General features: G+C 66.0%; 9 protein-coding genes and 1 pseudogene. 3 read left to right on the plus strand and 7 right to left on the minus strand.

What is annotated here, in order from left to right; genetic code table 11:
* Positions 1 to 605: 605 nt before the first annotated feature.
* From ACWDTI_RS14380 to ACWDTI_RS14400, 5 genes and pseudogenes are all read right to left on the minus strand, one after another.
* The gene (locus ACWDTI_RS14380; protein WP_449738766.1) at positions 606 to 1,739 is read right to left on the minus strand and encodes an aromatic ring-hydroxylating oxygenase subunit alpha; all 1,134 of its coding nucleotides are present in this window, start codon (positions 1,737 to 1,739) and stop codon (positions 606 to 608) included.
* A gap of 44 nt (positions 1,740 to 1,783) precedes the next feature.
* The gene (locus ACWDTI_RS14385) at positions 1,784 to 2,956 is read right to left on the minus strand and encodes an NAD(P)/FAD-dependent oxidoreductase (protein WP_449738767.1); all 1,173 of its coding nucleotides are present in this window, start codon (positions 2,954 to 2,956) and stop codon (positions 1,784 to 1,786) included.
* Complete coding sequence (locus ACWDTI_RS14390) at positions 2,953 to 3,315, minus strand: bifunctional 3-phenylpropionate/cinnamic acid dioxygenase ferredoxin subunit (protein ID WP_449738768.1); 363 nt, start codon at positions 3,313 to 3,315, stop codon at positions 2,953 to 2,955. The genes ACWDTI_RS14385 and ACWDTI_RS14390 overlap by 4 nt, the downstream gene beginning before the upstream one ends.
* Before the next feature lie 287 nt (positions 3,316 to 3,602).
* A pseudogene (locus tag ACWDTI_RS14395) lies at positions 3,603 to 5,132 on the minus strand (BCCT family transporter).
* 358 nt (positions 5,133 to 5,490) lie between these two features.
* Positions 5,491 to 6,273 carry an IclR family transcriptional regulator gene (locus ACWDTI_RS14400; RefSeq protein WP_449738769.1) on the minus strand — a complete coding sequence of 261 codons (783 nt, stop codon included), beginning with the start codon at positions 6,271 to 6,273 and terminating at the stop codon, positions 5,491 to 5,493.
* A gap of 201 nt (positions 6,274 to 6,474) precedes the next feature.
* Between ACWDTI_RS14400 and purU the strand changes: the two genes are divergently transcribed.
* The gene (gene purU / locus ACWDTI_RS14405; protein ID WP_449738770.1) at positions 6,475 to 7,326 is read left to right on the plus strand and encodes a formyltetrahydrofolate deformylase; all 852 of its coding nucleotides are present in this window, start codon (positions 6,475 to 6,477) and stop codon (positions 7,324 to 7,326) included.
* 342 nt (positions 7,327 to 7,668) lie between these two features.
* Here the strand turns inward: purU and ACWDTI_RS14410 are convergent, their stop codons facing one another.
* Together ACWDTI_RS14410 and ACWDTI_RS14415 are read right to left on the minus strand one after the other, a co-directional pair.
* Positions 7,669 to 8,343 carry a GntR family transcriptional regulator gene (locus ACWDTI_RS14410; RefSeq protein ID WP_449738771.1) on the minus strand — a complete coding sequence of 225 codons (675 nt, stop codon included), beginning with the start codon at positions 8,341 to 8,343 and terminating at the stop codon, positions 7,669 to 7,671.
* A gap of 23 nt (positions 8,344 to 8,366) precedes the next feature.
* Entirely contained in the window at positions 8,367 to 9,032 is a 666-nt protein-coding gene (locus tag ACWDTI_RS14415; protein ID WP_449738823.1) for a GntR family transcriptional regulator, read from the minus strand.
* A gap of 117 nt (positions 9,033 to 9,149) precedes the next feature.
* On the opposite strand from ACWDTI_RS14415, the gene glyA reads away from it, so the two are divergent.
* Positions 9,150 to 10,484 (plus strand): serine hydroxymethyltransferase, encoded by a 1,335-nt coding sequence (gene glyA, locus ACWDTI_RS14420; RefSeq protein WP_449738772.1) that lies wholly within the window; start codon positions 9,150 to 9,152, stop codon positions 10,482 to 10,484.
* On the plus strand, positions 10,481 to 11,728 hold the full coding sequence (locus ACWDTI_RS14425) for a sarcosine oxidase subunit beta family protein (RefSeq protein WP_449738773.1): 1,248 nt from the start codon (positions 10,481 to 10,483) through the stop codon (positions 11,726 to 11,728). Before glyA ends, ACWDTI_RS14425 begins: the two co-directional genes overlap by 4 nt.
* The last annotated feature ends 23 nt before the right edge of the window (positions 11,729 to 11,751 follow it).

The following is an 11,751-nucleotide window of genomic DNA, read 5'->3' on the forward strand; positions in this document are numbered from 1 at the left end:
CCGGAGGAACGCGAGAGGCGCTGCAGCACAACGCTGCAGCGCCTCTCTGTGATACAGAACCGCCCTCCGCTGGTCGGCCGCACCCGCCGACCCGAAGAGCGATCCGCTGATCGAGTGAGCGAGCGAGCGTGATCCGAAAAGTCCCTCCACGCTGATGAGTAAGCGAGCGAGCGTGATCCGAAGAGTCGCCACACCCCGCTGATGAGTAAGCGAGCGAACGTGATCCGAAGAGTCGCCACACCCCGCTGATCGAGTAAGGCCCCGAGCTTGCGAGGGTCCGCATCGAGATCTCGTTCACCGTTGATCTCGATGCGCGGCCGGTTCCTGAATAAGCGGGCTTGCGAGCGCATCGAAGGGCGCAAGCTCGCGGGCTTACTCCTTGGATCGAGTAAGGGAGGAGCTTGCGACGACCGCACCGAGATCGATCAGCGAAAAGGGTTGCGACTCTTCCCAGCCCACGCTGACCGCCTGCAGCGGCACAGATTACTTCGGCGCCGCATCGGAGGGCGCGCGCTCAGAAGCCGGCAGTCCGGTTGCCCCACCAATGCAATCGGCCCCGGACCTTCGGGTCCGGGGCCGATCGTCGTACAGCGCAGTCGGTCAGTTCACTCGGCGATCTTGGCCTGCAGCCAGTTGTGGAACTCACCGATGTGGTGCTCGCTGGGCACCAGCACACCGCCGTTGCGGTAGGTGCGCGAGCTCATCGCGGGTTGGGTGCGCTCGCAGGCCTCGAAGTCCTGGGAGTTGACGCGGTGGAAGAGTTCGACCGAACGGCTGACGTCCTTGCCCGATTCGACGACGTGCGGCATGTAGAGCCAGTCACATTCGACGATGGTGTGATCCTCGGCCATCGGGAACATCCGGTGGATGATCACGTGGTCGGGCACGAGGTTCACGAACACCTGCGGGCGCACCGTGATCGCGTAGTAGCGGCGGTCCTGGTCGTCGCCGACACCGGGGATGTGGTCGAAGCCCTCGGAGCCGTCGACGGTGAATCCCTTGACGTCGTCACCGAATTCGGCACCGTGACCCACGTAGTACTGGGCCGCGTAGCCGTCGGCGAACTCCGGCAGCACCTCGGTGAGCTCGGGATGGATGGTGGCGCAGTGGTAGCACTCCATGAAGTTCTCGATGATGAGCTTCCAGTTGGCCTTGACGTCGTAGACCTTGCGCTCGCCGAGACCGAGGTCGGCGATCGTGTAGTGATCGATCGACTCCACATCGCCGAGCCGATCGACGATCTCCTGCATCACGGTGTCCTCGAACGACGGCGGTTCGTCGGCCAGGCACACCCAGACATAGCCGAGCCATTCGCGGACCGCGATCTTGGTCAGGCCGTACTCCTGGCGGTCGATGTCGGGCATCTTGGTCAGGTTCGGGGCGGCGATGAGCTTGCCGTCGAGGTCGTAGGTCCAGGCGTGATACGGGCACTGGAACGATCGGCGCACCTCGCCGCTCTCCTCGGTGCACAGCCGCGCGCCCCGGTGTCGGCACACGTTGTAGAACGCGCGCACATCGCCCTTGCGGGACCGGCTGACCAGGACGCTCTCCCGGCCGACCGTGACCGTCTTGAACGCGCCGGGCTTGTCGAGGTCGGCCGAGCGGACGACGCAGAACCACATGGCCTCGAACACCTTCTCCTGTTCGAGAGCGAACACCGCAGGGTCGGTGTAGTAGTGGCCGGGCAGGGTGGAGATGAGGCTCTCGGGCAGGGCGGGGGCTTCAGGGGCAGTGGTCATCGTGTCTTCCTCCAAAGATGTCGTGTGGGGCTGGGTACAGCGGGTCAGGCAGGAGCCGGCGCAGTCGCGAGTTGACGACGCCAGCGGGTGAATTGTCGGGGCTGATCGACACCGAGGACGGCGACCAGGCGGCCGTCGCGGCGGTAGGTGGCGACGAAGCTTCGTTCCTCGCAGCTACCGATCTCGATGGTGACCTCGTCGTCGGCCTGTGCGACGCCGGCGAACTGGATGCGGGAACCGTACTGGTCGGACCAGAAGTACGGGGCCTTGGCCACGGTGCCGCAGTGCGTGCCGCCGGCGAGGAGGGTCGAAACGGCGATCGCCGGTCGTTCCAGAGCACCCGTCCAGTGCTCGACTCGTCTTGGGGCACCACAGGATTCGTCGTACCATGCGGCGCAGTCGCCGACCGCGACGACGTTCGGGACGGTGGTCTGGCCGCCGGCCCCGCAGAGGACGCCGTTGCCGAGTTCGATGCCGCTCCCGGTGAGCCATTCGGTGTTCGGGATGCCGCCGATGCCCACCACCACGACGTCGGCCGGGATATGGCGTCCGTCGGTGAGGTCGATGCCGGTCACCCGCTCGGTACCGGTCAATCCGGCGACACCGACGCCGCAGTGCAACTCGGTCCCGTTGGTCACGTGAGCGGCGGCCACCACCGAGCCGAGCCGAGCTCCGAGCTGGATGGCGAGCGGCGTCGGCGCGGCCTCGACGACGGTGACCTCCATGCCGAGTTTGCGTGCGGTGGAGGCGACTTCGGCGCCGATGAAGCCGGCTCCGATCACCACGAGCCGCGCACCGGGGCGGAGATCGTCGCGCAGCGCGAGGGCGTCGTCGATGGTGCGGATCACGTGCACTCCGGCCAGCGATTCGCAGCCCGGCCAGCGTCGTGCGCGGGATCCGGTGGCCAGGACCACGCCATCGGCGTCGATGCGCGAGCCGTCGGCGAGTTCGATTGCGCCAGAGCCTGCGTCGAGACCTACTGCGGCGTTGCCGAGAATCCACTCGGCGTCGAGGGCGTCATCGTCGTCGGTCTCGAGAGCGAGGTCGGTCTCGGTCATCGTGCCCGCGAGGAACTCCTTCGACAGCGGCGGACGATCGTAGGGACGGCGGGCCTCGTCGCCGATCACGGTGACCCGGCCGTCGAAGCCCTGGGTGCGCAGCGCGCGGGCGGCGGACAGCCCGGCGAGCGACGCACCGACGATGGCGACGTGCTTCATGCCTGCGCCTCCTGGGCCAGGCGTGCGCGGATGTCCGGCGGCAGGTTCGGCTTCTCGGTGCTCAACTCGACGTGGATGATGCCGTCGGCGACGTGCACGGTGTGCGCCCGGACCGGCAGCTTGGCCGGTGGTGCGTCCACGGCGCCGGTGCACAGGTTGAACTTCGACGCATGCAGCGGGCACTCGACCTCGCAGCCCTCGACCCAGCCGTCGGCGAGGGACGCGTCCTGGTGCGAGCACGTGTCGTCGAGGGCGTACAGCTCCCCTTCCTCGGTGTGGAACACCGCGATCGGGGGCTCGATGTCGACCCGGAGGGCCTCCCCCGGAGGCAGGTCGGAGAGGGGACAGACTTCAAGCATGGTCGGCCTTTCGATCACATCGGAGTTCTGCGAGTCGCGCTGAGCTTCTTCAATTGGAGTGCGTATTACGAAACATGATTCGTATTACGCAACAGTGTGCGGTTCACCACAAGCGCATGTCAAGCGGTGACGGCAGAGTTTTTTCAGCCGTTACGCAACCGCCGGCGATCGGACAGGCGCGATCGGCCGCCAGAGACCACATCACCCGGCCCGGCGAGGGCCGGACCGGGTGGAAGGTGGTGCATTACAGCGTTATTGACGCGCCGGTAACTTACGCGCGACCGCTGTCAGTAGGGGGTGAGGATGTCGCGCGGCGCCTTGGTCTTGTCGGGGGCCCGGTTACGCAGATGCGCGACCAGCGGGTCGGAGGTCACGTCCTTGTACAAGGAGACGCACATGCCGATCATCACGAACACGAACGGCGCCGCGACGATGATGGTCATCGTCTGCAGGCCACTGAGTGCGTCGGTGCCGCCCGCCCAGAGCATCAAGACCGCCACCCCACCGGTCGCCAGGCCCCAGAACGCGACCGCCCACTTCGTGGGGTGCAGCGAACCGCGCTGAGAAAGCGTCCCCATCACCATGGATGCGGCGTCGGCGCCGGACACGAAGAAGATGGCCACCAGCGCCATCACCAACAGCGACGAGAAGCCGGCCAGTGGTAGGTGGTCGAGCAGACCGAAGAGGGTCGACTCGGCATCGCCGTCGCCGTAGAGGTCGATACCCGAGCGTTGCTGCCCGATACCGGCGCCGCCGAAGATCACGAACCAGACGAGACTCACCGTCGTCGGAATCAGAATGACACCCACGACGAACTGCCGGATCGTGCGGCCGCGGCTGATCCGCGCCAGGAACATGCCGACGAACGGCGTCCAGGAGATCCACCACGCTCAGTAGAAGATCGTCCAGGACGACAGCCACTCCTGGGTGTCCGCACCTGCCGCACCGGAGCGGGCGGACATGCCGGCGATACTCGCGGCGTACTCGCCCAGCGCCATCGGCAGCAGATCGAGGATCAGAACGGTCGGCCCGAGAACGAACACGAATACCGCCAGCACCAGCGCGAGCACCATGTTGATGTTCGAGAGCCACTGGATACCCCGCGAGACGCCGGACACGGCCGACGCAACGAAGGCCAGGGTGAGCAGCGCGACGACGGCGACAAGCAACATCGTGCCCGCCTGCCCCACCCAACCGAGGACCTCGATGCCGGAACCGATCTGCAGCGCACCGAGGCCGAGCGAGGCCGCCGTGCCGAACATCGTCGCGAAGATCGCGAGGATGTCGATGATCTTGCCGATCGGGCCCTCGGCCCTCTTCCTACCGAGGAGCGGGATGAACGACGAACTGATCAACTGGCGCCGCCCCCGACGGAACGTGCCGTAGGCGATCGACAACCCAACCACCGCGTACATCGACCACGGATGCAGGCCCCAATGGAACAGGGCCGTCGCCAGAGCCGTCCCCGCCGCTGAATCCGCCAGTCCGGGTGGAGGTTTGACGAAATGGGTGAGCGGCTCGGTGACACCCCAGAAGATGAGGCCGATCCCCATGCCCGCGCTGAACATCATCGCGACCCAACTGACGGTGTTGAACTCCGGCTTCTCGCGGTCTCGACCGAGGGGGATGCGTCCGTGCCGGCTGAAGGCGAGCCAGAACACGAACAACACGAAGCAGGTCGCCGAGATGATGAACAGCCACCCGAGGTTGGTGACGACCCAGGACAGCACCCCGGACATGGTGTTCGAGAACGCTTCCGGCGCAAGCAGTCCCCAGACGATGACCGCCACCACGCTGACTGCGGCGACGCCGAACACTATCGGGTCTGTGACGGGTCGGAGATTGCGGGAGGTGGCGTCGAACTCCCCGGATGCCGGGCCGGGGTCGGTGGATGCTCCGGGATCGCCCGAGAGACCGTCGTCGCCTTCAGATGTCGTGTCGGGTGGGTCGTCGTGCCGAGTTGTCACATGGATCTCCTGTGGCGGTGACATTTGCCGTCGGGATGTCGAAGATTGCTGCCCGCAGATGAGATATGGGCTGCCCGCCCACGCACCGCCGTGTCGATCATGACGTGGCTCACATGGGTGTGACGACACTAACATGAGTTAACGACAATAGATATATTAACGACGAATCCGACATCCTGCACGTCGACACAGGCGACTCACGTCGACCTCAGCCCTGGTAGCCCATTCGCCAGCTGACATCAGCCGCCGCCGCCACGACGAGGGGCACGATCTCACGGGCCTTCGCCTCGCTCAGCCGGTAGACGGGACCGGACACACTGATGGCCGCGATGACCGCGCCGAAGTGATCGCGAATCGGTGCGGCGACCGCCGTCAGACCCTCCTCGAACTCTTCGACGGTGACGGCAAAGCCATCTCGCACGACCAGGTCCAGTTGCCGATCGAGATCGGCAATCGAGGTCAGGGTATGTTTCGTGAGCTGTGGCATGCCCGCGGAACGCAGCAGATCGTGGCGCTCGTCCTCGGACATGAAGGCGGTCAACACCTTGCCGCTCGACGTCGCGTGCAGGGGTGTCAATTCGCCCACCCAGTCATGGGCACCGATCGCCGACGGGCCGCGCGCCTGGTCGAGGTTGACGGCGTAGTGCGATCGCAGCACCGCGATGTTGACGGTCTCGCCGACCTCGGTGGCCAGCCGTTGAGCGATCTCGCGCCCCTGCCGAGTGACGTCGAGGCCACCCGAGACGGCGTTGGCCAGACGCAGAATGCCGAATCCGAGTTTGTACTTGCCCCGGTCCTGGGTCTGCTCCACCATCTCGCGCTCTTCGAGCGCGGCGAGCAACCGGGATGCGGTGGACTTGTGCACACCGATCTCGGCGGCCACTTCCGTGACGCCGGCCTCGCCGAGTCGCGCGAGGATTTCGAGCACCTGGAGCGCTCGGTCGACCGATTGCACACCCCCGCCGGCGACCTCAGAACTCGCGTTGCTCATGACGCAACCATACGCACCGTTGTCCGTGTTGCCCAATCAGCAACTCGATGCGCAATGAGCATCGGAGCGGGCCGGCCTATTGACTTCTCCGGTCACCAGCGCTTACCTTGGTATATCAGTTGTCGACTGTATCTCGGTGCGCTCGCCACCTCTCCGCCACCGCCGACGACGATCAACACCCCGATCAGGAGATTTCAGCCCATGACGCACCACCTCACCCTGACCCTGAGTTCCCCGCAGCGTCCCGGGATCGTGCATGCCGTCAGCAGGTTCCTGTTCACGCACAACAGCGACATCGTCGAGCACCAGCAGTTCGACGACCCGCTCAGTCAGTCGTTCTTCCTGCGTACCACCTTCGCGTGTGCTGACGACGACGTGGATGCTCGCCAGCTGAGTGACGAATTTGGTTCGGTTGCTTCGGATTTCGGCATGACTTACCGATTCGACGACGCCACCGCGCCGCGCGTGATCGTCATGGTCTCGACGCTGGGACATTGTCTGAACGACCTGATCTTCCGCTGGCGCGCCGGGACCCTCGGAGGAGAACTGGTCGCCGTTGTCTCCAATCACGAGGTACTGCGCCCGATGGCCGAGGCCGCCGGACTACCGTTTCATCACGTACCCGTGACCCCGACCACCAAGGCCGAAGCCGAAGGCCGCCTGCTCGAGCTCGTCGACGAGTTCGACGCCGACCTCGTGGTTCTCGCGCGTTACATGCAGATTCTGTCCGACGAGACCTGCACGGCCCTGCGTGGTCGGGCGATCAACATCCACCACTCCTTTCTCCCCGGTTTCAAGGGCGCCAAGCCATATCACCAGGCGTTCGACCGCGGTGTGAAACAGGTGGGCGCCACCGCCCACTACGTCACCCCCGACCTCGACGAGGGCCCGATCATCGAGCAAGAGGTGATCCGCATCGACCACTCGTATGACCCCGCCCGCCTGGCGACCGTCGGCCAGGATGCCGAGGCCCTCGCGCTCTCCCGGGCCGTGCGCTGGCATTGCGAGAATCGAGTGCTGCTCCACGGCCACCGGACGGTGGTCTTCAACTGAGCTCGGCGACAGTGGTCTCGATGCGGCGCCTCGCTGCGCTCGGTGCCTTACTCGACCAACGGGGAACTCCACCGGTCGAGTAGCGACGAGCAAACGACGACAACGACATCCGCCGGTCGAGTAGCGACGAGCGAACGGCGACCACGGTATCCGCCGGTCGAGTAGCGACGAGCGAACGGCGACCACGGTATCCGCCGGTCGAGTAGCGACAAGCGAACGACGACAACGACATCCACCGGTCGAGTAGCGACGAGCGAACGACGACCACGGTATCCGCCGGTCGAGTAGCGACGAGCGAGCGCAGCGAGCCCGACGCGTATCGAGACCTACCGCCCGCCAACCTCACACGACCGCGCGAATCGCCTTCTCGAAGTCCGTGACATGGTCGAGCGCGATCTGGGCCGCCGCGTCACCATCACCGGCGGCGATCGCGCGCAACAAGTCGATGTGCTCCTGCACGTGCCCGCCGACGGTCGGTAGACGGTCGAGGAACATGCAGAAGATGCGGGTGGCGAGATTGTCGTAGCGGATCAGGACATCCTCGAGGTGCGGGTTGCCGGCGGCGCGGTAGATCGCGCGATGCACCCAGATGTCCCAGCGCATGAGTTCGTCTTTGGAGATGTTCTCGATGTCGAGGGCCGCGATCCGGTCGGCGAGGTCGATCAGCTGGGCGCGGGTCGTCGACGACGCGTTCTGCGCGGCCGCCCGTGCGGCAACGGGTTCGAGGTTGACCCGGATCTGCGAGATGTGCCGAAGGTCGGCGACGTCGACACCGGTGGCGAACGTGCCACGCCGGGCGAACGAGACGACCAACCGATCCGCCTCGAGCCGCTTCAGGGCTTCTCGGACGGGCGTTCGGCCCACCCCGAGTTCGGTCGCCAGGTCGCTCTCCACGATCGCGTCGTTCGGCTTGATCTCCAGCATGATCAGCTTGTCCTGGATGGTCTGGTAGGCCCGGTCGGCCAGCGATGCGGGCTCGGTGTCGAGGCCCAGCCCGTCGAAATCCAGCGCAGTCATGCGCAAATGATATATCAATCCGTCTACAGCAACGCCCGCACCGCCGCCTCGAAGCCGACAACATGGTCACGGGTCAGTTCGGCCGCAGTTTCGGCGTCCCCCGCGACGATCGCCTCGATCAGCGGGATGTGTTCGCGCACATGGGCTGCGACGTCGGAGAGCCGGTCGAGGAACAGACACCAGATCCGCGTGGCGTGCGCGTCGAGTCCGACGAGGATCTGCTCGAGGTGCGGATTTCCCGACGCACGGTAGATCTCGCGGTGTACGTGGACGTCGCGGCGCATCACCTCGCGGGGATCGTCGGTGTCCTCGATCGCGGCGATACCGGCCGCCATCGCGGACAACCGCGCCCGCGACTCGGCGCTTGCCGACGTCGCCGCGCGTGCCGCGGCCATCGGCTCGATCTGTTTGCGGATCTCGGAGATGTCGGCGAGGTCCGTCATGTCGACGGCGGTGGCGAAGGTGCCGCGCCTCGGATAGGCGATCACCAGGCGTTCGCGTTCGAGTCGCTTGAGTGCCTCCCGGACGGGGGTACGGCCGAATCCGAGATCCGCGGCGAGGTGGTCGTCGTTGATCGGCGCGCCGGGTCGGATGTCGAGCATGACCAGTCGTTCGAGCACGATGTCGTAGGCACGATCGGCATTCGTCACCGAATCCGGTACGGCGATCTCGATGCTGGCCAAGGTCATCATCGTCCCTCTCACCTCGTATATGGCGCAAACTGTTGACGCCGACGGAAACTGATCTTACTCTAGTCCACAGTTGATATACCAGTCATCGATTAGTCAGCCCAGAAAGGCGATTCCTTGACCATCGACACCGCGACCCGCGCCGCGGCGCCCGCCGCCAATCCCCTTCTCACCGAGCAGCTCGCCGCTCTTGACCCGGCCGTGTACAGCGCGATCTCCGACGAACTCGACCGGCAGCAGAGCACGCTGGAGATGATCGCCAGCGAGAACTTCGCGCCGCTGGCCGTGATGCAGGCGCAGGGCTCGGTGCTCACCAACAAGTACGCCGAGGGCTATCCCGGTCGTCGCTACTACGGCGGCTGCGAACACGTGGACGTCATCGAGCAGCTCGCCATCGACCGCATCACCGAACTGTTCGGCGCGAAATACGCCAACGTGCAACCACATTCGGGTGCCCAGGCCAACGCCGCCGCCATGGCGGCGCTGCTCACCCCGGGCGACACCATTCTGGGCCTGTCGCTCTCCCACGGCGGCCACCTGACCCACGGCATGAAGCTGAACTTCTCCGGCAAGCTCTACGACGTCGCCGCCTACGAGGTCGGCGAGGACGATCACCGCATCGACATGGCCGAGGTGGAACGCATTGCACGCGAACGCAAGCCCAAGCTGATCCTGGCCGGCTGGTCGGCCTATCCGCGTCAGCTCGACTTCGCCGAGTTCCGCCGCATCGCCGACGAGGTGGGCGCCTACCTGATGGTCGACATGGCCCACTTCGCCGGGTTGGTCGCGGCCGGGCTGCATCCGTCGCCGGTGCCGCACGCACACGTGGTCACCTCCACCACCCACAAGACCCTCGGCGGCCCGCGCGGCGGCATCATCCTCACCAACGACGAAGCGCTCGCGAAGAAATTCAACTCGTCGGTGTTCCCCGGACAGCAGGGCGGACCGCTGGAGCACGTGATCGCCGCCAAGGCCGTCTCGTTCAAGCTCGCCGGCGAACCCGCCTTCGTCGAACGTCAGCAGCGCACCCTGGACGGTGCGAAGATCCTCGCCGACCGCCTGCTCGCCGACGATTCGAAGGCCGCCGGCATCAACGTCGTCTCCGGCGGCACCAACGTGCACCTGGTATTGGTCGATCTCCGCGACTCCGAACTCGACGGCAAGCAGGCCGAGGACCGCCTGCACCGCGTCGGAATCACCGTGAACCGCAACGCCGTTCCGTTCGATCCGCGCCCGCCGATGATCAGCTCCGGCGTCCGGATCGGCACCCCGGCCCTGGCCACCCGCGGATTCGACCTCGACGCGTTCCGCGAGGTCGCCGACGTCATCAGTTACGCTCTGCGACCCGAGACCGACGACGACACCCTCGCCGCCCTGCGCGACCGTGTCGAGGCACTCGCCGCCCGCTTCCCCCTCTACCCCGACCTCGACGCTGCTCAGGAGACGCTGTGACCACAGATGCATCGGTGCACCGCCCCGGCGCGCACCTCCCCGATCACCCCGACTTCCTCTGGCGCACACCAGAACCGAAGAAGTCCTACGATGTGGTGATCGTCGGCGGCGGCGGCCACGGACTGGCCACCGCCCACTACCTTGTCAAGAACCACGGCATCACGAATGTGGCTGTGCTCGAGCGGGGTTGGTTGGCCGGCGGCAACATGGCGCGCAACACCACCCTCATTCGCTCCAACTATCTGTGGGACGAGAGCGCACGAATCTACGAGCACGCACTCAAGCTGTGGGAAGGTCTCGAAGAGGACCTCGAGTACCCGATCCTGTTCAGCCAGCGTGGCGTCCTCAACCTCGCGCACAGCCTGCAGGACGTCCGGGAGAGCGTGCGTCGGGTGGAGGCCAACAAGCTCAACGGCATCGACGCCCAATGGGTCGATCCCGACGAGGTCAAGAAACTGTGCCCGCTGGTCAACATCTCGAGCGACATCCGCTATCCGGTGCTCGGCGCGACGTATCAGCCACGAGCCGGGATCGCCAAACACGACTACGTCGCCTGGGGTTTCGCGCGTCGCGCCGATCAGGCCGGCGTCGACATCATCCAGAACTGCGAGGTCACCGGCTTCACCACCGACGGCGACCGGGTGACGGGCGTGAAGACCACCCGCGGCGACATCGCCGCCGGACAGGTCGCGCTCTGCGCCGCCGGGCACACCTCGACGCTGACCGACATGCTCGGCATCCGCACCCCGCTGCAGAGTCATCCCTTGCAGGCGTTGGTGTCCGAACTGCTCGAGCCCGTGCACCCGACGATCGTGATGTCGAACGCGGTGCATGTCTATGTGTCCCAGGCACACAAGGGCGAGCTGGTGATGGGCGCGGGTGTCGACGCCTACAACGGCTACGGTCAGCGCGGCGCCTTCCACATCATCGAACGCCAGATGGCAGCCGCGGTGGAGTTGTTCCCCGTCTTCGCCCGCGCGCACCTGCTGCGCACCTGGGCCGGCATCGTCGACGTCTGCCCTGACGCTTCGCCGATCGTCGGACGCGGCGGCCAGTACGAGAACCTGTATCTCAATGCGGGTTGGGGCACCGGCGGATTCAAGGTCACGCCAGGTCTGGGCTGGTGTCTGGCCGACACCATCGCCAACGACCGCCCGCACGAGTACGTCGAGCCGTTCGGACTCGACCGCTTCGTCACCGGCGCCCTCGTCGACGAACACGGCGCCGCCGGCGTCGCCCACTGATCCTGCCCACTGATCCCGCGACA

The organism is Gordonia sp. NPDC003424 (assembly GCF_053588655.1).

Excerpts from the sequence above, each read along its gene's own strand:
- ACWDTI_RS14410 (WP_449738771.1), bottom strand. The coding sequence starts at position 8,343 with ATGACTGCGCTGGATTTCGACGGGCTGGGCCTCGACACCGAGCCCGCA.
- ACWDTI_RS14415 (WP_449738823.1), bottom strand. The coding sequence starts at position 9,032 with ATGACCTTGGCCAGCATCGAGATCGCCGTACCGGATTCGGTGACGAAT.
- ACWDTI_RS14380 (WP_449738766.1), bottom strand. The coding sequence starts at position 1,739 with ATGACCACTGCCCCTGAAGCCCCCGCCCTGCCCGAGAGCCTCATCTCC.
- ACWDTI_RS14390 (WP_449738768.1), bottom strand. The coding sequence starts at position 3,315 with ATGCTTGAAGTCTGTCCCCTCTCCGACCTGCCTCCGGGGGAGGCCCTC.
- ACWDTI_RS14385 (WP_449738767.1), bottom strand. The coding sequence starts at position 2,956 with ATGAAGCACGTCGCCATCGTCGGTGCGTCGCTCGCCGGGCTGTCCGCC.
- purU (WP_449738770.1), top strand. The coding sequence starts at position 6,475 with ATGACGCACCACCTCACCCTGACCCTGAGTTCCCCGCAGCGTCCCGGG.
- ACWDTI_RS14400 (WP_449738769.1), bottom strand. The coding sequence starts at position 6,273 with ATGAGCAACGCGAGTTCTGAGGTCGCCGGCGGGGGTGTGCAATCGGTC.